The sequence below is a fragment of the Maricaulis sp. CAU 1757 genome (genome assembly GCF_054482675.1).
Map to the genome: position 1 here is coordinate 551578 of NZ_JBTLRI010000002.1, position 20994 is coordinate 572571.

Consider the following 20994-nt stretch of genomic DNA (forward strand, 5'->3'; position numbering starts at 1 on the left):
CTGTCCCCGCCCTAGCCTCATCCGCACGCCGGGCGGCTTTGGTCCGGCGGCAAAAGTTTTGTCCTCGCCTGCCCGCTCGGACGACACACACGGCGCGAGCGGACAGGGTCTGGCCTGTCGAGCCCGACCAGGGCCCCAGTCAGCAAGAGTGCAAGCATGTCCGATCTGATGCCAGCCGCCTGGCACTATCTCACTGTCATTCACATCATTGCCGGCAGCGTCGCGGTGATCGCCGGAGCTCTCGCCCTTGCCGCGCCCAAGGGCCGCCCCCTGCACCGCGCAGGCGGCAATGTCTTTGCGGTGGCAATGACGGTTTCGACCATACCGGGCATCGCCCTCGGTGTTGCCCACGCCGGGGAATTCTACATCACCGCCCATGCCGGCATCCTGGCTCTCTACCTGGTGGCCAGCGGCCGCCACGCCGCCCGCAGCCGGTCCGCGCTCGAGCGCAGGCCGGTCAGACTCTTGGCGATCGTCAACGCAGCCAACCTGGCGGGCCTCGCGGGCCTCGCGCTGCTGGCCATGTTCAGCGCCAGCGGCCGCGTCCTCGGCTTCCCTCCGACCGACTACATGTTTCTCGCTGTCCTCGTGGCCCTGGGGCTGGGCGGTGACCTGCGTGTGCTGTTCCACCCCCGGCTTTCCCGTCCCCACCGCATCGCCCGCCACCTCTGGCGCCTGTGTCTGGCTTATTTCATCGCCGTTGGTTCGGCCTTCACCGGGCCCGGTGCCTCGGCCTTCCCGGAAGCGCTGCAGCAGTCCGGCCTGCTGGCCCTGCCCGAGCTGGTGACCTTGGCCCTGCTTCTGTTCTGGCTGGCTTACACCCTGTGGCCGCGGCGCCGAAGCACGGGCGCGGAGTCGGCACGATGATCGAACCCGCCCTGATCGCACAGCTCCACCTTGGCGTCGGCACCCTGGCCGTTCTGGGCGGCTTTGCCGCTTTCCTCTCTCCCAAGGGCGGCCCTATCCACCGATTGTCCGGCCAGGCCTTCTTCTACTGCATGCTGTTGCTGTGCCTGTCGGGCCTGTGGATGAGCCTGTCACGCTCCATCCTGTTCACGGTTTTCCTGGCGGCCCTGGCGGCATACGCCGTAACCAGCGGCTGGGCCGCGGCCGGCACGCCCACCCGATCCAGGCGCGTCCTGACAGTCTACAGCGGCCTGTGTTCCGGCCTGATCACGGCCGGTTGCCTGCTTGGGGCCCTAGCCGCTGCCAACTCGCCCGACGGACAGATCAATGACCTGCCCCCGGCCGCCTTCCTGGTCCTGGCTGCGGTATCAACGCCGATGATGGTTTTCGACCTCAGCTATGCGAGGACCGACCGGCCGTCGCGTGCGCGGCAACTGGCGCGCCATGCCGGCCGAATGGGTCTCGGCCTGTTGATCGCCACGTTCATCTTCTTCTTCGGCAACAGTCACGTCCTGCCGGACGCCGTGCAGCACCCGGCGCTCATGGCTGCCCCGGTGCTGGCGGTCGCAGCGCTGCTTCTGGGGAATCTGGTCCGCCTGCGCCGGCCGCGGAGCCGGCCATCTTGAGATCAGGCAACTCACTGGCTCTGGCTCTGGCCCCGGTACTGGCATTGCGGTCCGCCTCACCGCAGCCCCGCCACAAAGCCCTGCACCGCGTCGACCACCGCCGCCACATCACCGGCGAAGATAAGATGGTCCTCGCCCGGCAGTTCCAGAAGTGTGGCGTCAGGAATGCAGCGCGCCAGGTAGCGGGCTTCCTCGACAGCGACCTCCCGGTCGCCGACACGGTGCATCAACAGGGTTGGCACCTTGATGCGCTTCAGCACGTCACGCACATCGACCAGCGTGTTCATGCGTGCGAGGTCCAGCGCCGCGCCTGGGCTGGCACTGCGACGCTGGTACACGGCCCACCAGTCACGGAACTCCGCATTGTCGGCCAGGCTTGGCGCCATCGTGTCCACTCCGATGGGCCGACCCCAGTATTCCCGGATGTCCCTGTAGAACAGCGCTCTCTGCTTTGGCGTCGGGGCCCACGGATAGTCCGCGGCCCATTCGCGCCGGGCGAACACGCCGAACAGTGCCAGCGCCTGAACGCGTTCCGGACACGCTGCTGCAAACGACATGGCCATCCCGCCGCCTTCGGACATGGCGAGAATCACCGCCCGCTTCGAGCCGGCGGCATCCATCACCGCGCGGACATCATCCATGCGCTGCTCGGTCGAGGGCAAGCCGACCGCACGATCGGACAGGCCGGTCCCGCGCTTGTCGAACAGGATGAGCCGCGCGAACGAGGCCAGGCCCTCATAGAAGCGTACCATGGATGGCGCTTCCCAGCCGTAATCAAGGTGTGACACCCAGCCTTGCACATAGACCAGGTCGATCGGCCCCTCGCCCACGACCTGATAGGCGATCTGTGTGTCGCCGCTGAGCGCATACTTGACGTCCGGGCGACGCACTCGGCCTGGCCAGGCCGTGGCCACCGGAACACCGAGCCGGTAACCACGCTTGGGAACCGTGACGACGATATCCGCCGCCTCCGCACCGAGCGCCGCCCGCAGGGCGCGCGCCAGTTGGGCCAGCGAATCTTCCGAAGCGATCCGGTCAGGCCACAGGGTCTCGATGAGCTCGCTCTTGGACAGCAACCGCCCGTCGCTTTCGAGCAGCAGGCGCAGGAATTCGTAGACCTTGGCCCGAATGGCCAGATCTTCGCCGTCACGGGTCAGGCGACCTGTACCCGTGTCCAGCTGGAAGCCGGAAAAAGAATGCACAGCGTCTGCGTTGGCGTCCGCCATCGGATTTCAGAACTCTTTCAGGACCCCGACCAGTATTGCGCTGTATTCACTACACGGATTCAGGAAGATAATACGGAGAATAAAGATGCGCGTCTTCACGATGGCCTATGGCCTGATCTGTTACCTGTTTTTTCTGGCCAGCTTTCTTTACGCGATCGGCTTCGTCGGCAATGTCCTCGTCCCGAAAACCCTGGACAGTGGTGTGGCCGGACCGCCCGTGCAGGCGCTGATCTGGAATGGCGCCATACTGGGCCTGTTCGCGGTGCAGCACTCGGTCATGGCCCGGCCCGCCTTCAAGCGCTGGTGGACCTCCATCATCCCGAAAGTGGTCGAGCGCTCGACCTATGTCCTCGTCTCCAGCCTGACCCTGGCTGCCGTATTCGTCGTCTGGCAACCCCTGCCCGCAACCGTCTGGACCGTCACCGCGCCGGCCGGCGTCATGGCCCTGAACGGCCTGTTCTGGCTCGGCTGGACGATCGTCGTGCTGTCGACCTTCCTGCTCGGCCATTTCGAATTCTTCGGCCTGAGACAGGTCTGGCTGAACCTGCGCGACCGCCCCTTCCCCGACCCGGTCTTCCGCACGCCCTTCCTGTACGGCCTGGTGCGCCACCCGATCTATCTCGGCTTCCTGCTGGCCTTCTGGTCGACCCCGGTGATGAGCCAGGGCCATCTTTTCTTCGCGGTGATGACGACGCTGTACATGCTGGTCGGCATCCAGCTGGAGGAACGCGACCTCGTCACCGCCTTCGGCGACACCTATCGCAGCTACAAGCGGCGGGTCTCGATGATCATCCCGCTGCCGGGGACATCCAAACCGGACTGACCGGCGCGCCGCGGAGCCTCTGAAAACACGCTGAAACGCAAAACGGCCGCCCCGTCGGGGCGACCGTTTTTGTGTGCAAACCATTTCGCTGGGAAATGGCGCGAGTGACGGGACTCGAACCCGCGACCTCCGGCGTGACAGGCCGGCGCTCTAACCAACTGAGCTACACCCGCTAAGCGGCTCGCCGAAGCGAGGTGCGTTGTTTATGCGGGCCACCGATCCGGGTCAAGCGAGTTTCGGCAGGTTGCTGCAGCGCAATTGCAGCGACCTGCAGTTCAGGCTCGAAATCGCGCTTGCGCCCAGCGCCGTGTCACCGTGATCGTGCTGTCGATCAGCACGGACAAGTCGGCTTCGCCGATCACATAGGGCGGCATCAGGTAGATGATGTTGTTGAACGGGCGCACCCAGACCCCGGCCTCGACGAACATCGCCTTGAGGGTATCCAGCTCCGGCAGGCCGGCCATCTCGATCACCCCGATGGCCCCCTGCCAGCGCACATCGACAACCCCGGGAATGTCGCGCGCCATCGGCAAGCGCTCAGCATAGGCCGCCTCGATGGCTGCCACCTGTTCCAGGCGCGGCTCGCGTTCGAACAGGTCGAGCGAGGCGTTGGCGGCGGCACAGGCGGCCGGATTGCCCATATAGGTCGGCCCGTGCATCAGCGCCACTTCCGGACGGTCATCCCAGAAAGCCTCGAACAGGCGCGTCGAGGCGATGGTCGCGGCCAGCGGCAGCATCCCTCCGGTCAGTGACTTGGATACCGTCATGATGTCGGGGACCACGCCCGCCTTGTCGCTGGCGAACATCGTGCCGAGCCGGCCAAACCCGGTCATGATCTCGTCGAAGATCAGCGGCAGGCCGCGCGCATCGCAGGCCCGGCGCATGGCCTGCAACGTCTCGGGATCATGAAACCGCATGCCGCCGGCGCCCTGCACCAGCGGTTCGGTCATGACACCCGCAATGGAACCAGCGTGCTCGTCCAGCAATGCCTCGAATCGCTGCGTCGATTCGGCATCGACCGGCAGTTCGGCGACGATCTGATGCGGCAGCGCCCCCGCGAACAGGGCGTGCATGCCCTCCTCCGGGTCACACACCGACATGGTGGCCAGCGTGTCGCCGTGATAGCCGCCGCGGAAACAGACGAATTTCGCGCGCCCGCGCACGCCGCGATTGATCCAGGACTGCACGCACATCTTCATCGCGATCTCCACCGAGACCGATCCCGATTCGCTGAAGAAGACGTGGTCCAGATCGCCCGGCGCCAGCGCCGCCAGCCGCGATGCCAGCCGCTCCGCCGGTTCGTGTGTCAGCCCGCCCAGCATGACGTGCGACATGCGCGCCACCTGGTCCTGCACCGCCTGCACCAGGTGCGGGTGCGAATAGCCGTGACAGGCCGTCCACCAGCTCGACACGCCATCGATCAGCGTGCGCCCGTCGGCGAGGGTCAAGCGGACGCCCTCGGTGGAGACCACCGGCACCGCCGGCGCCGTGGTCTTCATCTGCGTATAGGGGCGCCAGAGATGGCGCGACGCCGGGTCGAACCAGTCGGCGTTCGGGGCGTGAGGCGGGGTTTCGGGGTCGAGATTCGGCATGTGCAGGGCTTTAGCAGCCCGGCAAACTGTGCGACAGGGCTAGGCATGAGATCACCTGCCGCAAGCCTTGACCTGTTTGCCGCCGACAAGCTGGCCCAGCTCGACCGCAAACAGCTGCGCCGAGCCCCGGTCGAGACCCGCTCGCTGGACGCCGTCCGGGTCGAGCGCGACGGCAGCGAGCTGGTGAACTTCTGCTCCAACGACTATCTCGGCCTGGCCCGTCACCCCCGGGTCGAAGCCGCTGCGCGCGCCGCCATCGCGGATTACGGCACCGGTGCCGCCGCTTCGCGCCTGGTCACCGGCGGGCACCCGCTCCTGTTCGAGCTGGAACGGCGACTCGCCGCCTTCAAGGGCAGCGAGGACTGCCTCGTCTTCGGCTCCGGCTATCTGGCCAACCTCGCCATCACACCGGCCCTGGCCGGGCGCGACGACATTGTCTTCATCGACCAGCTGGCCCACGCCTGCCTGCACGCCGCGGCGCGCCTGTCGGGGGCGCGTATCGAGGTGTTCCGCCACAATGACCTCGCCGACCTCGAACACCGCCTGCTGGCCCATCGCGATGGTGCGCGCCATGCCCTGATCCTGACCGATGGCGTGTTCTCCATGGATGGCGACATCGCGCCCCTGCCCGACCTGCTTGCCTTGGCCGACGCGCATGACGCCTGGACGCTGGTTGACGACGCGCATGGCGTCGGAGTGCTGGCCGAGGGTCGCGGCAGCGCGGAAGCCTTCGAGCGCTCGGCCCGCGCGCCGCTGCAGATGGGCACCCTGTCCAAGGCGCTGGGTAGCTATGGCGGCTATCTGTGCGCCTCCCACCGGGTTTGCGAACTGCTGCGCAGCCGCGCCCGGCCACTGGTCTTCACCACGGCCCTGCCGCCGGCCAGCGCCGCCGCGGCGCTGGCGTCCCTGGACATCATCGAGACCACGCCGGACCTGACCCGGCGCCCCATCGAGCTGGCCCGGCGGCTGGCCCGCCATCTCGACCTGCCCGAACCCGTATCGCCCATCCTGCCGGTCATCTTCGGCGATGCCGCAACGACGCTGCGGGCCTCGCAGCAGCTCGCCAAAGCCGGTTACCTGGTCACCGCCATCCGCCCGCCCACCGTACCCACCGGCACGGCCCGCTTGCGCATCACCCTCTCGGCGGCGCACAGCGAAGACCAGGTCGACGGTCTCGCCGACGCCCTGCTTCCCCTGCTCAACAGCCGCGAGTCCGCCGCATGAAGCGTCCGCTTTTCTTCACCGGTACCGGCACCGATATCGGCAAGACCCACATCCTGTGCGCCCTGCTGGAAGCCCACCGCGCGCGCGGCGGTACGGCCCGCGTGCTCAAGCCGGTCGTGTCCGGCTTCGACCCGGACAACCTCAATGCCACCGACACCATCCGCCTGATGCGCGCCAATGGCGAAGCCCTGACGGGTGATGTGCTGCAAAGCGTTACCCCGTGGCGCTTTCGTGCCGCCCTGTCTCCGGACCTCGCGGCCCGGGCGGAAGACCGTGACCTGGCCTTCGACGCCGTGGTCAACTGGTGTCTCGACGCCATCGACCCTGACCAGCCGACCATCGTCGAGGGTGCCGGCGGCGTGATGTCGCCGATCGCCGAGGGCGGCCTGAATCTCGACCTCATTCGCGAGCTCGACGCGCGCCCGGTGCTTGTCGCCGGTGGCTATCTCGGCACCATTTCGCATACGCTGACCGCCCTGCGCGTACTCGACGGCAGCTGTACGGTCATTCTCAACCCGTACGGCGAGTTCGAAACCCCGATCGAGGACACGGCGGATCGCATTGCCCGCTTCGCCGGTCGTGCCGACATCCGGATCTTCGACGCCAGCCACCCGGAAGCCCTGCTCGACCTGCTGCCCGCAAGCTGAGCTTGCGCACCAGGGAACCGCAGCCCCGTTGCCGCGTTGCTTGGCGAACAGGACAGGCCTGCTTGCCGTGCGCGAGCGGGCTGTCTGCGCAACGACAACCGGGCTGAGGGTTTCAGCCGGTCACTGGATGGAGACTGACCTTGAACCGTTACACGCTTGCCGCCCTGTCATCGGCCGCCCTGCTGGGTCTGGCTGCCTGCTCGGACAATGAAGCCGTGCGCGACGAGGATCTCGTCGACCGTGAGGAGGAGCAGACGACAGAGACGCCGGATGTGGTCCTTCCCGAGACCCTGAGCATCAGCGGCTCCCTCGCCTACCGCTCCCGCGTCGCGCTGCGACCGGGCTTCACCGCCGGCATCATGGTGATCGACACCACCGATGATCGCCCCGGCGAGCCGGTCAACGAGACCGAGATCGAGATCAATGACCAGCAGCCGCCGATTCCCTTCCAGATCACCCTCGACGGCGACGACCTGGACCCGGACAACAGCTATGCGGTGCGCGGCGAGATCCGTGATCCGTCCGGCGAGGTGCGCTGGGCCAGCGAGACCGACCAGGCCATCGACATCCGCCGCGCCAGCCAGCAGGTCGGCGTCATGACCCTGGTCCGCGTCGACAGCGAGGAGGATGGCGAGACGCCTGTCACCGGGGACGATGCGCTGATGCGCTTCCAGTGCGGCGACCAGGAACTCACGCTTGAGAATACCGGCCCCGACAGCGCCCGCCTGACCTGGGGCGCGGCCAGCTTCAACGTTAATCGCCTCGGCAGCGAGGAAGGCACGCGCTATGAAGCGGCCGGCGGGAATGTCGTGTTTGACACCACCGACGCCACCGCCACCCTCACCGTCGCTGGCCAGACCTTCCCGGTCTGCTCCCAGATCAACGCGGGCTGAACCTCATGGCGTAACGGCGGGGCTGTCCGGTCCCGCCGTTTCGGCTGGCAACAGGGCCAGCACATCCCGCGCACTCTCCGCGATCTGCCCCGCATACCCCGCCTGCGCGCCGAAAGAGAGCTGGCTCAGGCCGATCGCATCCAGCAAGGCCTGGCGCTCCTCCGGGGTCAGCACCACCGGCTCCTCTGGGAAATGATACCAACGGATGGACAGGCCCAGTATCTGCTGGGCATCGACCACCGTCATCCAGGTCTGTGCGTCCTGCCACCGGGTTTCCGCCCGGTTGGCATGCACGGCCAGGGCGCGGCGCAATTCGTCGTCCGACAGCATTTGCAGCCGTCCCGTCATCACCAGCTCATCATAGGTCGGCGATGATGTCTGGAGGGTCGGAGCGCCAACGGTGCGAAAGACCGGCGGCCCCAGAACTGCTGGATCTGTCTCGTAGGGTTGCTCGCTGAGCAGGCGGCGGGCCGTGTCGTAATTCGCCTGCATCGCGCGATCGTGCTCGACCACGGCCTCGTTCTCGGTCACCAGATACTGAAAATCCTCGCGAAGGCGATCCAGGACGACCGCCTCGCGGAAGCGGTCCTCACGTGCGTCGTACCAGGTCGAGACCTGCAGACCGATGATCACCCCGAGCACGACGATGGCAAAATCCAGCCCCACCGCGAACCAGTCCTGTCGGCGCACATGTCGCGTCAGTCGTCTCAAGATCATTCCACACCCCCGCGCGCAATCGGCGGCAGTGTCGGGCCTGGCCGCACCGATGACAAGCGGGATGCCCGCAGCCGAAATCCACTCTCCAAGCCTGAAAGGTCCGGGTCTACGCCGGCGGGTCCTGGTGGCGGACCGACGCGCGCCCGCCCACCACTCTCTGCCAGCGCTCGATACGATACCCGTGCTCCGACAGGCAGTCCGTCATGGCACGCCGGATCGCCCTTTCACGATGGTCCCGCACCCGCCGGCTGTGGCCGACGGCCACGAGGATGCCGACGACGGGCATGGCAACCAGCGCCACATTTGACGCCGTGATCAGGCTGATTGCTGCCGTGTCTGCTGCCCCCACGAATATGACCGCCCCGGTGCCATAGGCTGCGGCGGCGCCCAGCGCTCCCGATTGCAGGACGGCGAGTTGATAGTCGGAGCGGACCCCCTGACTGACCAGATTGCTGCAGGTTTCGACGATACCAGCGAACGCGGCGTCAGCCTCGACCGGATCGGCCGGGATGGGCATGTAGTGCCGCGGCACCGTCGAGCAGCCCGCCAGCATCACCATCAGACCCAGACACACCCCACGCGTCCACATGAGCGCACCCGCCGGTTAACAGGGCGGAGCATGCGCCTGCCCGGACCGGAAGGCCACAGGATTCTGGGCGCATGAAAATCAAAGTTCGTGAGGAAACAGAAATGGTGGGCGGTGACGGGCTCGAACCGCCGACCCTCTCGGTGTAAACGAGATGCTCTCCCAACTGAGCTAACCGCCCGTACCGGCGCATGGCGACCGGACGCGCTATCTATGCCATGCCCCGGCGGGCGCGCAAGGGCACGACGGGGTGCAACACAGCCACGCCCCCGATTGATTGCACCTAGGCACTGCGCACCGGGTCGATGCGGTCGGCCGCGTAACAGCCCAGCACCCGGATTTCCCGGGTGTATTGCTCGAGCAGGGCCACCGCCGTGCCGACACCGGGGGCGTCGCGATGGCCCTCGATGTCCATGACGAACATCTCCTCCCATGGATTGCCCGGGATCGGCCGCGATTCCAGCTTCAGCAGATTGATATTGTTGTCTCGAAATCCGGTCAGCGCGTCGATGAGCGCCCCGGGCACGTCGCGCGTGGTGAACAGAAGGGACGTCTTGCACTCGACCTCGCGACGCGGCCGACGCGGTTCACGGGCCAGGACAATGAAGCGGGTGTAGTTCTCGGCATGATCCCCGAGATTGCGCTCGAGGATCTCGAAGCCGAACAGGCGCGCCGCGTCCTCTCCGGCAATCGCCGCAGCGGTCTCTCCGGCCTCCAGCAGGCGTTCCAGCGCCCGGGTGCTGGACGCCGCCATGTGCGTCTTCAGCTCCGGCCGCCCGGCCAGATAGCGCCGGCATTGCGCCAGCACCTGCGGGTGGCCGAACACATCGGTGATACGGCCCTGCGAGCCTGGCCGGCCGATCAGGCAGTGATCGACCTTGAGCAGCAGTTCGCCGACAATGTGGATGCGCGAGGCCAGCAGCAGGTCGTAGACCTCGGCGATCGACCCGGTCGTGGTGTTCTCCAGCGGCACCACGCCATACTCCGCCTCTCCGCTCTCGACGGCGCGAAAGATCGAAATGAAATCGCGCTGCGGCGCCGGCATGACGCTGGCCCCGTGACGCTCGAACACCTTGTGCGCGGCGATATGGCTGTAACTGCCCGGCCCGCCGAGATAGGCGACACTCGCCTCGTTCAGCTCATCATCGCGCAAGCCGTCGAAATGCTGGCGCTGGCGCCGCACCGAGAGGTCGAACAGCTCGTGATAGAGCGCTTCAACCAGATGTGCGGGCACCTCTTTCTCGCGCGCCAGCTCGGTCACCTGGGCAAGCACCTGGCGCTCGCGTTCGCGGTCGCGCACCGGAAGACCGTCCTTGGCCTTGGCCTGCCACATCTGCTCGACCAGCTGCAGGCGCTGGGCCAGCAGTGCGACCAATTGCGCGTCGACTCGGCCAATCGTGTCGCGAAGTGTGCTCTGGGTATTGCTCATGCCCTGTCCTGCCCTTGCGCTGACAGCAAAAGGGCCTCGCCCGGTAGCGGGGAGGCCCTTCTGGTCTTTGGTTGTCCCGTGACCTCAAACCGCCGCCCCGCCGTGCCGAAGCCGACGATAGAAGGAGCGGAGGAAGACGTATCCAGTCATGGCACCAGACTGACCGCCCGCCAGGCGCGCGTCAATCTCGCCGGTGACTAGTGGGCGATTTGCGGGCCACCCTGTTCCGGCGTGTTCTGCGACGCCATCGCGGCCAGAGCGGCCTCGTCGGCCTCGGTCCACTCGACCGGCTCGACCGGCTGGGTCAGGGCCCGCTGCAGCACTTCGTCGGCGGTCTCGACCGGGATGATCTCCAGGCCTTGCTTCACATTGTCGGGAATCTCGGCGAGGTCCTTCTCGTTCTCCGCCGGGATTAGCACCGTCTTGACGCCGCCACGCAGCGCCGCCAGCAGCTTCTCCTTGAGACCACCGATCGGCAGCACGCGGCCGCGCAGGGTGATCTCGCCGGTCATGGCGATGTCCTTGCGCACCGGGATGCCGGTGAGCACCGATACAATCGCCGTCATCATGCCGGTACCGGCTGACGGACCATCCTTCGGCGTGGCCCCTTCCGGAACGTGCACGTGGATGTCGGCGGCGCGGAACACGGTCGGCTTGATGCCGAGCGACGGGGCCCGCGACTGGACGAATGAATTGGCCGCCGAAATCGACTCCTTCATCACGTCGCGCAGATTGCCGGTCACCGTCATCTTGCCGCGACCGGGCATGCGCACGGCCTCAATGGTCAACAGATCGCCGCCCACTTCGGTCCAGGCCAGACCGGTCACGACACCCACCTGGTCCTCCTTGTCGGTCTCGCCGAAGCGGTGCTTGCGCACCCCGGCATAGTCGCCAAGATTGTCCGGCGTGATGGTAATTTCCATCTGCTCGCCGCTCTGCAGCTTGCGCACCGACTTGCGGGCCAGATTGGCAATCTCGCGCTCGAGATTCCGCACCCCGGCCTCGCGCGTGTAATAGCGGATCAGGTCACGCAGTGCCGCTTCGGTCACCGTCCACTCGCCGGTCTTCAGCGCGTGGTTCTTCATCTGCTTGGGCAGAAGGTGACGCTTGGCGATCTCGACCTTCTCGTCCTCCGTGTAGCCGGCGATGCGGATGATTTCCATCCGGTCGAGGAGCGGCTGCGGCAGGTTGAGCGTGTTCGCGGTGGTCACGAACATGATGTCGGACAGGTCGTAATCGACTTCCAGATAGTGGTCGTTGAAGGCCGAGTTCTGTTCCGGGTCCAGCACTTCAAGGAGTGCCGAGGCCGGATCGCCGCGATAATCGGCGCCCAGCTTGTCGATCTCGTCGAGCAGGAAGAGCGGGTTGGAGGAATTGACCTTCTTCATCGACTGGATGATGCGGCCCGGCATAGAGCCGATATAGGTGCGCCGGTGACCGCGGATCTCCGCCTCGTCGCGCACGCCGCCGAGCGACATGCGCACGAAATCACGGCCGGTCGACTTGGCGATCGAACGACCGAGCGAGGTCTTGCCGACGCCGGGCGGTCCAACCAGGCACAGGATCGGGCCCTTCAGCTTCTTGGTGCGCGCCTGCACGGCGAGGTGCTCGAGGATGCGCTCCTTGACCTTGTCGAGACCGTAATGGTCGTCATTGAGCACGTTCTCGGCGCGCTCGAGATCGGTCTTCAGGCGCTTGCGCTTGCCCCACGGCACCGCGAGGATCCAGTCGAGATAATTGCGCACGACCGTCGCCTCGGCGGACATCGGGCCCATATTGCGCAGTTTCTTGAACTCGGCCTCGGCCTTGGCACGGGCTTCCTTGGAGAGCTTGGCTTCGGCCAGCTTCTCTTCCAGCTCGGCGAGTTCCTCGCGGCTGTCATCGCCCTCACCCAGCTCGCGCTGGATCGCCTTCATCTGCTCGTTCAGGTAATACTCGCGCTGGGTCTTTTCCATCTGCCGCTTGACGCGCGAGCGGATCTTCTTCTCCACCTGCAGCACGCCGATCTCGCCTTCCATCAGGCCGAGCACGCGCTCGAGCCGCTTGGAGACGTCGGGCTCTTCCAGCAGCGCCTGCTTCTCATCGATCTTGACCGCCAGGTGCGCGGAAATGCTGTCGGCCAGCTTGCCGGGCTCGCTGATCTGGGCCAGCGAGGCCAGCGCCTCCGGCGGCACCTTCTTGTTCAGCTTCACATAGTCTTCGAACTTGCCGGACACCGTGCGCATCAGCGCTTCCAGCTCCGACGCATCACCCGTGTCTTCCGGGATCGAGGTGCACACCGCCTCGTAGAAGTCATCGCGGTCGGTATAGTCCTCGATCTCGACGCGCACGCCGCCCTCGACCAGCACCTTGACCGTGCCGTCCGGCAGTTTCAGCAATTGCAGCACCGAGGCGACCACGCCGGTGGTGTGGATGGCGTCAGGCTTGGGATCATCGTCGGAAGCCGTCCGCTGGGTGGCCAGCAAGATCTGCTTGTCACCCTTCATCACCGCTTCCAGCGCCTTCACCGACTTCTCGCGCCCCACGAAGAGCGGCACGATCATGTGCGGGAACACGACGATGTCGCGCAGCGGCAGAAGGGGAAGTGTTTTGGTCTGGGACATGCTTACTCCATGCGCCGCCCGTTACGGCACGGCGCGATCTGTCATCAACGTCGAATTGACTCGGTTCGGGAGGGCCGGACCGGCATGGGCTGCCGATCCGGTTTCCCGTGTTCCGCTAACAGGTGGCGATCCAAGCCGCCGGAATCAAGCTCCGGTGCGCTTGTCGTCCTTGCGTTCCGCATAGATGCACAGCGGTTTGGCATTGCCATCAACCACCTCGGCATTGACGACGATCTCCTCGACGCCTTCCAGACCCGGCAGGTCGAACATGGTCTCCAGCAGGATGCCTTCCATGATCGAGCGCAGGCCGCGGGCACCGGTCTTGCGGGCAATGGCCCGCTTGGCGACCGCCTTGAGGGCATCCTCGGTGAAGGTCAGGCCGACGCCTTCCATCTCGAACAGGCGCTGGTACTGCTTGACCAGGGCGTTCTTCGGCTCGGTCAGGATCTGGACCAGGGCGTCCTCGTCGAGATCTTCCAGGGTCGCGATGACCGGCAGACGACCGACGAATTCCGGGATCAGGCCGAAGCGCAGCAGGTCGTCTGGCTCCACCTCGCGCAGGATCTCGCCCGTGCGACGGGCATCCGGCTCGCGCACATCGGCCCCGAAGCCGATCGAGGAACCTTGCCCGCGCTGCGAGATCACCTTGTCGAGGCCGGCAAAGGCGCCGCCCACGACGAACAGGATATTGGTGGTGTCGACCTGCAGGAATTCCTGCTGCGGGTGCTTGCGACCACCCTGGGGCGGCACCGAGGCGACGGTGCCTTCCATGATCTTCAGCAGGGCCTGCTGCACGCCCTCGCCCGATACATCGCGGGTGATGGACGGGTTGTCGGACTTGCGGCTGATCTTGTCGATCTCGTCGATATAGACGATGCCGCGCTGGGCCCGCTCGACATTGTAATCGGCGGACTGCAGCAGCTTGAGGACGATGTTCTCGACATCCTCACCGACATAACCGGCTTCCGTCAGCGTCGTCGCGTCGGCCATGGTGAAGGGCACATCGAGGATGCGCGCCAGCGTCTGGGCCAGCAGCGTCTTGCCGCAACCGGTCGGGCCGATCAGCAGGATGTTCGACTTGGCCAGCTCCACATCGGCGTTCTGGGCCGCGTGGTTGAGGCGCTTGTAGTGATTGTGCACGGCGACGGCGAGCACGCGCTTGGCATGCGACTGGCCGATCACGTAATCGTTCAGGACGTTGAAGATCTCCTGCGGCGAAGGGACACCTTCGCGGGATTTCACCAGCGAGGATTTGCTCTCCTCGCGGATGATGTCCATGCAGAGCTCGACGCACTCGTCACAGATGAACACCGTCGGCCCGGCGATCAGCTTGCGCACCTCGTGCTGGCTCTTTCCGCAGAAAGAGCAGTAGAGCGTGTTCTTCGACTCGCTGTCTCCGCCCGTGGTCTTACTCATGACTGCTCCAATTCAACCCCTCGCCGGGGTTCGATCCTGTTGGCTTCATCGATCCGGCGCCCTGCAAAATCACGGCCGAACCTTAGCAAACGGTTTCTGTCACTCACCATACGATCATACCGAAGGGCGCTCGATCAAGCGTCAAGCGCGCCTTGGGTTACCATCTACTTCTTCGACGCGTCGTCTTCGTCGTCGCCACGGCGCACCGTGATGTGGTCGATCAGGCCGAAATCCTTGCCTTCTTCCGCCGACATGAAGTTGTCGCGGTCGAGCGCATTGACGATCTCGTCATAGGTGCGACCGGTGTGCTCGACATAGATTTCGTTGAGGCGTTTCTTGATCTTCTGGATGTCCGCCGCATGGCGCTCGATGTCCGAGGCCTGGCCGCGGAAGCCGCCGGAAGGCTGGTGCACCATGATGCGCGCATTCGGCGTCGCATAGCGCATGCCGGCCTCACCGGCCGTCAGCAGCAGCGAGCCCATCGAGGCGGCCATGCCCATGCACATCGTCGACACCGGGCTGCGGATGTACTGCATGGTGTCGTAGATCGCCAGGCCGGCAGAAACCACGCCGCCCGGCGAGTTGATGTAGATCGAGATTTCCTTCTTCGGGTTTTCCGACTCCAGGAACAGGAGCTGGGCCACGATCAGGCTGGCCATGTGGTCCTCGATCGGACCGGTGATGAAGATGATGCGCTCCTTCAGGAGACGCGAATAGATGTCGAAGGAGCGTTCGCCGCGGCTGGTCTGCTCGACCACGATCGGCACCAGGTTGGACATGACGGCCTGGGGATCTTGCATTTGAGGCTCCTTGGGTTCCGGGCCGGCAGGCGGCCCGTTTCTCATCAGACGGGTTTTTTTAAATATTGCGAGCGTCGCGGTTGTAGGCAAGGCGCAGGCTGCATCGCGACCTGTGAAACGGTGGTAAACAAAAAACGCCGGTGCTGTGTAGCACCGGCGTTTTGCTGTGAACAATCAGATCATCGATCAATCGCTCTTGGCAGCGGCCTTCTTGGCCGGTGCCTTCTTCTTGGCCGGAGCCTTCTTGGCGGCCGGCTTGTGGTCGGCCTCCTTGGCAGCGGCTTTCTTGGCCGGGGCCTTCTTCTTGGCAGCCGGCTTGTCTTCACCCGACTTGGCGGCAGCCTTCTTCTTGGCCGGCGCCTTCTTCTTGGCCTTCGGCTTGGCCGGGACCTCGTCCTCGTCGGCGAACAGCGCCTCGCGGTCGACTTCCGTGTCCTTCACCTCGGCCAGCTCGAGGATGTAGTCGACGACCTTTTCCTCATACAGCGGCGCGCGGACCTGGGCGATGGCCTGCGGGTTCTTCTGGTAGAACTCGACGACCTGGCGTTCCTGGCCCGGATATTTCTGGGCTTCCTGGCCGATGGCGCGCGACAGCTCTTCCTGGGTCACGTCGATCTTGTTGCGACGGCCGATCTCGGCCAGCACCAGGCCGAGGCGCACGCGGCGCTCGGCGATGCCGCGATATTCGTCCTTGAGCTCGTCTTCCGACTTGTCCTTGTCCTCTTCCTCGAGGTGGTCGTGCTCGATGGCATGCTGGACTTCACGCCAGATGTTCTCGAACTCGGCCTCGACCATTTTCGGCGGCAGGTCGAACTGGTGCTCGGCGTCCAGGGCGTCGAGCAGGTGACGCTTCACCTTCATGCGCGACTGGGCGGCGTGCTCGCTCTCGAAACGCTTCTTCAGCGCGTCCTTGAGGGCATCCATGGAGTCGAGGCCGAGGCGCTTGGCCAGCTCCTCGTCGACCTTGGCTTCCTGCGGCGCCTCGATGGCCTTGATGGTGGTCTCGAAAATGGCGTCCTTGCCGGCCAGGTGCTGGGCCTGGTACTCGTCCGGGAACTTGACCTTGAGCTCGCGCTCTTCGCCGACCTTGGCGCCGATCAACTGCTCTTCGAAGCCCGGGATGAAGGCGCCGTCGCCGATGGCGACGCGGGCATCTTCCGCCGAACCGCCCTCGAAGGCCTCGCCGTCGATCTTGCCGACGAAGTCCACCACGACGACATCACCCTCTTCCGCCTTGGCAGCCTTGCCACCCTTCTTGGCGGAAAATTCGCGGTTCTCTTCGGCCAGGCGCTGCAGCGCCTCTTCGATCTGCTCGTCGGCGACCGGCGCGGTCGGGCGCTCGAGGGTCAGCTTGGACGGATCGGCCGGCTCGAAGTCCGGCATGATTTCCAGCGACACGTCGAACTTGAAATCCGACTTGCCGGCCAGCACGTCCTTGGCTTCGCTGACGACCTTGATGTCAGGCTGCGAGGCGGGACGGATCTTCTTCTCGTCGAGCACTTCCTGGGTCGTGGCCGGGACCAGCTCGTTGAGCATGTCGCCCATGATCGACTCGCCGAACATCTTGCGGATGTGGCTGGTCGGCACCTTGCCCGGGCGGAAACCCTTGAGGCGCACTTCCGGGCGGATTTCTTCGATTTTCGCGTCCAGGCGAGCTTGCAGATCGTCAGCCGGGAAGACGATCTCGTAGGTGCGGCTCAAGCCTTCGGAGGCTTTCTCGGTGACGTTCATGAGGTTGACCCTGATATTCCAAGTGGAGAGCGGCCGGAGCCGCGGCAAAATCGAGCGCGCGTTATGTCACGGGGATTCGCGCTGCGCAACGCTGCGAAGCGGCTGGGGTCAACTGGCATGGCACACGGAGCGAATGCGCCCACCCCTGTCATCCCGCCCGCATGCCCCGCGCAGGCGGGGCGAAGGGCCGGGACCTATACGCGCCGCCGTGGGCACGACCGCGCTCGGTCGGGCCGACTGCGCGGATATGGGTCCCGGACTTCCGCCCGGCTCGAGACCGGGCATTCATGGCAAACGGGGTGAATGCGCCTTTCCCTGTCATCCCGGCCGCATGCCCCGCGCCGGCGGGGCGAAGGGCCGGGACCCATACGCGCCGCCGTGGGAAGCACCGCGCTCGATCTGGCCGATACCGCGGATATGGGTCCCGGACTTCCGCCCGGCTCAAGGCCGGGCATCCATCCGGGATGACACCGAAGAGCTAGGATAAAGCTCCCCGCCCCTCAGCGCCGCAGCAGCACCCCACCGAGCTCCGGCTTGCCGCCTAGGGAGGGATGCGGATAGGCGACGAGTTCCCCCTCTTCCGGCCACCTCCAGCGCGCTTCGGGAAACAGGTCGCGCATGGCCTCCGGCGCACAGCCATAGGGCGGACCGCCCCGCTCCTCTTTCTGCATGAACAGCGCCAGCAGCGCCCCGCCCGGCTTCAGCCAGGCGTGCACCGCCGCCTCGTAATCCGCGCGCAGGCGCGGCGGGATGGCACACAGGAATGTCTGCTCGTGGACCAGGTCGAACGGCGCCCCGGGCCGATAGGCCAGCACGTCGCCCTCGACCAGCTCCGCCTCCAGGCCCGCCGCCGCCAAGCGCTCGGCCTGCCAGGCCAGGGCTGTTGTCGACAGGTCGGCCCCCGTCACTTTCAGCCCCAGCCGCGCATAGGCTTCGACTTCCGGCGCACGGCCGCAGCCCGGCACGATGATGCGGGCGCCGGGCTTCAGCCGGCCCGTCTCGCGCCACTGCCGCAGCGCCGGATGCAGGCCGGGCCGTTCCCACGGGGCATCGCCGGCGCGAAACCGCGCCTCCCAGTCCAGGGCCGTGCGTTCCTCATTCATTGCGGTTGATCTCCGGGCCCGCCATGCCCCCATATTGGCCAACCGGACGTTGCCGTCCACAGCCCGCCTCACCGGCCTGCACGTGGCTCTGCAGCACGACTTGCACCGCCCGTCCCGCCATGCCATCACCGCGCCGCCGAAGCATGCGGATGTGGCGGAACTGGTAGACGCGCCAGATTTAGGTTCTGGTGCCGAGAGGCGTGGGGGTTCGAGTCCCTCCATCCGCACCAACGGTGATCCCTGAAAGCGAAGCCCTACTCCGCCGGATCCTTGGCCACCAGCTCGTCGGCCACGGCGTCATCTGTCAGCGCCACGTCCGACGCCCCCGCCTTGGCCCGCCTCGCCTTGCCGTGCTTGGCGCTCATCGGCGCCCGCGTCAGCACGAACAGCGCCGTCAGCCCGCCCGACAGGACGTTGGCGAGGGCCACGCCCCAGATCACCCCGACCGGGGCGCCGACCACAAGACTGCCGACCAGCACGAAGGGGATCATCAGGCCGATGGCCCGCCCGGCCGTGATCATCATGCCGTAGGCCGGCCGGCCCAGCCCGTTGAAGCCGGCACTGGCGGCGATGGTGATGCCGTAGCCGGCAATGGTCAGCGGCACGATGTGCCAGTAGTCACGCGCCACCGCCTGGCCCGCCTCGGACGGCAGGAAGAGCGCCGCCAGCGGTCCGGCGCCGAGCCACAGGATGGCGGCGATGCCGAGCGACCAGGCGATGCAGAACAGGAAGGAGGAGCGGAAGGCCTCGCGCACCCGCGCCGTGTCATTGGCGCCGCCATTCTGGCCCGTCACCGCGCCGATCGAGGCCGACAGGGCAAACAGCGGCACGATGGCGAAGGCCTCGATGCGACCGGCCACGCCGAGCCCGCCCACCGCGGCGTCGCCGAAGCGCGCCATTCCCAGGCCGGACAGCGCCACGGTCATGGCCAGCGGGTTGAAGATATTGGAGAAACAGGCAGGGATGCCGACCCGGGCAATGTCCGACCAGTGGTGCCAGATCTCGCCCAGGTCGTGAAATCCGAAATGGATCAGCTTTTCCTTGAAGGCGAGATACCAGAATACCAGTGCAAACGTCACCGCATTGGCCGCCACCGTGGCCAGCGCCGCGCCGGACACGCCCCAGCCGAGGCCGGGGAACAGGCCGAACACGTCGTCGAGAATGAAGATCGGGTCGAGGATCAGATTGACGAAGGCGGCGCCGATCATCATCAGCGACGGCACCAGCGCATTGCCCAGCGCCCGCAGGATATTGCTCGCCACCATCGGGGCCACGATCAGGGTGATGCCGCCGAACCACACGCTCATATAGGCGGTGACATGCGGCAGCATGGTGTCGCTGGCACCCAGCGCGATGAAGATCGGCTCCACCGTCAGCACGCCGACCACCGACACCGCCCCGACCAGCAACAGCGCCAGCAGCATGGCATCGGTGGCGATGCGCGGGATCGAGGACGTGTCCTTGCGCCCGGCCGCGCGCGACACCGCCGACACCGCCCCGGCGCCCAGCCCGATGGAAATGCTCATCACCAGCATGGTGATCGGGAAGCTCATCTGCACCGCGGCCTGCTGCGCCGTGCCCAGCGTGCCGACCCAGTAGGTATCGACAATGCCGACCAGCATCATGGCCAGGATGCCGAAACTCATCGGCACCAGCATGCGCAGGATGTGACCGAACACCGATCCCTGCGTCATGTCATGTGCTGCCCGTCCGGCCATCGCCCAAATCCCTCGTCTCGCTCTGATGGCACTCTAGGCGCGCCCGGCCCGGCCCGTCAGGTCACCACAACAGCAACACCGTCACGATCGCGTGACGGTCTACAACCGCCCCGCCCGCTCGAGCTCCGCCTCCAGTCGCCCCCGCGCCTCCGGCAATTGCCGGTCGATCGGCCACAGCACCCGGCGCTCGATGAAATAGCCGGTCAGTGCCAGCCCGCGCGCGATATCGCCCTCGGCGATCTCGCCCGACCCGCGCATGAAGGCTGGCAGCTCCAGCAGCTTGGCCGCATAGGGCTCGGCCTCCTCGCGGCACACGGCGCGTCCGGTGCGCGGCGAGACATGGCTGAGCTCATCCACCGCCCCGGTCACCGCGCACCGGCTCAGATCCAGCCCGTAGCCCAGGTCGGACAGCAGCCCGGCCTCCCAGCGCACATACAGCGCCGGCCAAATGTCGATGTCGTCAAGCGCCTCGATGAAGAGCTGGAAGCCGTGATGCACCCGCGCGTGTGCCTCGCGTTCGGGCAGGCACATGACCGCCAAGGCACAGGCGGCATTGAGCCCCGCCAGCGCCACCCGGTCCTCCATCACCGCGCCGGCGCCCAGGCTTTCGCCCTCGATCTGGAACGAGCCCAGATGGTCCTCGAGCCGCGCCCGCCAGCTCACCGCCACCTGGTTGCCCGGCTGCAGCACCGGCCGCATCCGCCGCGACCGCCCGCCGCGCACCAGCCCCGCATGCCGCCCGTGCTCGGCCGTCAGCACCTCGACAATCGCCGAGGTCTCGCCGTGCGACCGCACGGCCAGGATGATGCCGGTATCACGCCAATCCATGGGGAATGTTGTGCCTTGAGTCTCAGCCACCGAAAGGATCTAAAGCGGCGCCCCCGCTTTTCTTCCCCGCAAGGCGGGGAAGTGGCCGAGCGCAGCGAGGTCGAAGGGGTCGCGGGCGCCAGCCCG

Annotated in this window: 18 protein-coding genes and 3 tRNA genes; 7 read left to right on the plus strand and 14 right to left on the minus strand. The window is 66.2% G+C overall.

The window, feature by feature from the left end; genetic code table 11:
- Positions 1-156 precede the first annotated feature (156 nt).
- Positions 157-867, plus strand: a complete 711-nt coding sequence (locus tag ACXYMR_RS08890) for a DUF2306 domain-containing protein (protein ID WP_458942497.1) — start codon at positions 157-159, stop codon at positions 865-867.
- The gene (locus ACXYMR_RS08895) at positions 864-1532 is read left to right on the plus strand and encodes a DUF2306 domain-containing protein (protein ID WP_458942498.1); all 669 of its coding nucleotides are present in this window, start codon (positions 864-866) and stop codon (positions 1530-1532) included. Before ACXYMR_RS08890 ends, ACXYMR_RS08895 begins: the two co-directional genes overlap by 4 nt.
- A gap of 56 nt (positions 1533-1588) precedes the next feature.
- Here the strand turns inward: ACXYMR_RS08895 and ACXYMR_RS08900 are convergent, their stop codons facing one another.
- The gene (locus tag ACXYMR_RS08900) at positions 1589-2758 is read right to left on the minus strand and encodes an alpha/beta hydrolase (protein WP_458942499.1); all 1170 of its coding nucleotides are present in this window, start codon (positions 2756-2758) and stop codon (positions 1589-1591) included.
- Between the two features lie 85 nt (positions 2759-2843).
- On the opposite strand from ACXYMR_RS08900, the gene mddA reads away from it, so the two are divergent.
- Entirely contained in the window at positions 2844-3581 is a 738-nt protein-coding gene (mddA, locus tag ACXYMR_RS08905; RefSeq protein WP_458942500.1) for a methanethiol S-methyltransferase, read from the plus strand.
- Positions 3582-3677: 96 nt separating this feature from the next.
- Here the strand turns inward: mddA and ACXYMR_RS08910 are convergent.
- Together ACXYMR_RS08910 and ACXYMR_RS08915 are read right to left on the minus strand one after the other, a co-directional pair.
- A tRNA-Asp gene (locus ACXYMR_RS08910) sits at positions 3678-3754 on the minus strand.
- A 102-nt stretch (positions 3755-3856) separates the two neighbouring features.
- Entirely contained in the window at positions 3857-5173 is a 1317-nt protein-coding gene (locus tag ACXYMR_RS08915; protein WP_458942501.1) for an adenosylmethionine--8-amino-7-oxononanoate transaminase, read from the minus strand.
- Positions 5174-5218: 45 nt separating this feature from the next.
- On the opposite strand from ACXYMR_RS08915, the gene bioF reads away from it, so the two are divergent.
- The 3 genes from bioF to ACXYMR_RS08930 all read left to right on the plus strand — a co-directional run bounded on the left by bioF (position 5219) and on the right by ACXYMR_RS08930 (position 7937).
- Entirely contained in the window at positions 5219-6397 is a 1179-nt protein-coding gene (gene bioF, locus ACXYMR_RS08920; RefSeq protein ID WP_458942502.1) for an 8-amino-7-oxononanoate synthase, read from the plus strand.
- Positions 6394-7044: a dethiobiotin synthase gene (gene bioD, locus ACXYMR_RS08925; RefSeq protein ID WP_458942503.1), complete on the plus strand. Its 651-nt coding sequence runs from the start codon at positions 6394-6396 to the stop codon at positions 7042-7044. Before bioF ends, bioD begins: the two co-directional genes overlap by 4 nt.
- A gap of 140 nt (positions 7045-7184) precedes the next feature.
- Positions 7185-7937, plus strand: coding sequence for a YbaY family lipoprotein (locus ACXYMR_RS08930; RefSeq protein ID WP_458942504.1), 753 nt, complete (start codon positions 7185-7187; stop codon positions 7935-7937).
- 3 nt (positions 7938-7940) lie between these two features.
- Here the strand turns inward: ACXYMR_RS08930 and ACXYMR_RS08935 are convergent, their stop codons facing one another.
- The 9 genes from ACXYMR_RS08935 to ACXYMR_RS08975 all read right to left on the minus strand — a co-directional run bounded on the left by ACXYMR_RS08935 (position 7941) and on the right by ACXYMR_RS08975 (position 18322).
- Positions 7941-8654, minus strand: a complete 714-nt coding sequence (locus ACXYMR_RS08935; protein WP_458942505.1) for a hypothetical protein — start codon at positions 8652-8654, stop codon at positions 7941-7943.
- Positions 8655-8760: 106 nt separating this feature from the next.
- Positions 8761-9243 carry a hypothetical protein gene (locus tag ACXYMR_RS08940; RefSeq protein ID WP_458942506.1) on the minus strand — a complete coding sequence of 161 codons (483 nt, stop codon included), beginning with the start codon at positions 9241-9243 and terminating at the stop codon, positions 8761-8763.
- 102 nt (positions 9244-9345) lie between these two features.
- Positions 9346-9421: transfer RNA gene (locus ACXYMR_RS08945), tRNA-Val, on the minus strand.
- 102 nt (positions 9422-9523) lie between these two features.
- Positions 9524-10669, minus strand: a complete 1146-nt coding sequence (gene pheA / locus ACXYMR_RS08950; protein ID WP_458942507.1) for a prephenate dehydratase — start codon at positions 10667-10669, stop codon at positions 9524-9526.
- A 197-nt stretch (positions 10670-10866) separates the two neighbouring features.
- A complete protein-coding gene (gene lon, locus ACXYMR_RS08955; protein ID WP_458942508.1) occupies positions 10867-13272 on the minus strand; it encodes an endopeptidase La in 2406 nt (801 codons plus the stop codon).
- A gap of 144 nt (positions 13273-13416) precedes the next feature.
- Positions 13417-14688, minus strand: a complete 1272-nt coding sequence (gene clpX / locus ACXYMR_RS08960; protein WP_458942509.1) for an ATP-dependent Clp protease ATP-binding subunit ClpX — start codon at positions 14686-14688, stop codon at positions 13417-13419.
- A 164-nt stretch (positions 14689-14852) separates the two neighbouring features.
- Complete coding sequence (locus ACXYMR_RS08965) at positions 14853-15533, minus strand: ATP-dependent Clp protease proteolytic subunit (RefSeq protein WP_458942510.1); 681 nt, start codon at positions 15531-15533, stop codon at positions 14853-14855.
- Positions 15534-15674: 141 nt separating this feature from the next.
- Positions 15675-17219, minus strand: coding sequence for a trigger factor (gene tig / locus ACXYMR_RS08970; protein ID WP_458942511.1), 1545 nt, complete (start codon positions 17217-17219; stop codon positions 15675-15677).
- A gap of 500 nt (positions 17220-17719) precedes the next feature.
- Positions 17720-18322: a methyltransferase domain-containing protein gene (locus ACXYMR_RS08975; RefSeq protein ID WP_458942512.1), complete on the minus strand. Its 603-nt coding sequence runs from the start codon at positions 18320-18322 to the stop codon at positions 17720-17722.
- 145 nt (positions 18323-18467) lie between these two features.
- Between ACXYMR_RS08975 and ACXYMR_RS08980 the strand changes: the two genes are divergently transcribed.
- A tRNA-Leu gene (locus ACXYMR_RS08980) sits at positions 18468-18552 on the plus strand.
- Between the two features lie 24 nt (positions 18553-18576).
- On the opposite strand, the gene ACXYMR_RS08985 is transcribed toward ACXYMR_RS08980, so the two are convergent.
- Positions 18577-20016 (minus strand): MATE family efflux transporter, encoded by a 1440-nt coding sequence (locus ACXYMR_RS08985; RefSeq protein WP_458942513.1) that lies wholly within the window; start codon positions 20014-20016, stop codon positions 18577-18579.
- 123 nt (positions 20017-20139) lie between these two features.
- The gene (gene recO / locus ACXYMR_RS08990; protein ID WP_458942514.1) at positions 20140-20868 is read right to left on the minus strand and encodes a DNA repair protein RecO; all 729 of its coding nucleotides are present in this window, start codon (positions 20866-20868) and stop codon (positions 20140-20142) included.
- Between the last annotated feature and the right edge of the window lie 126 nt (positions 20869-20994).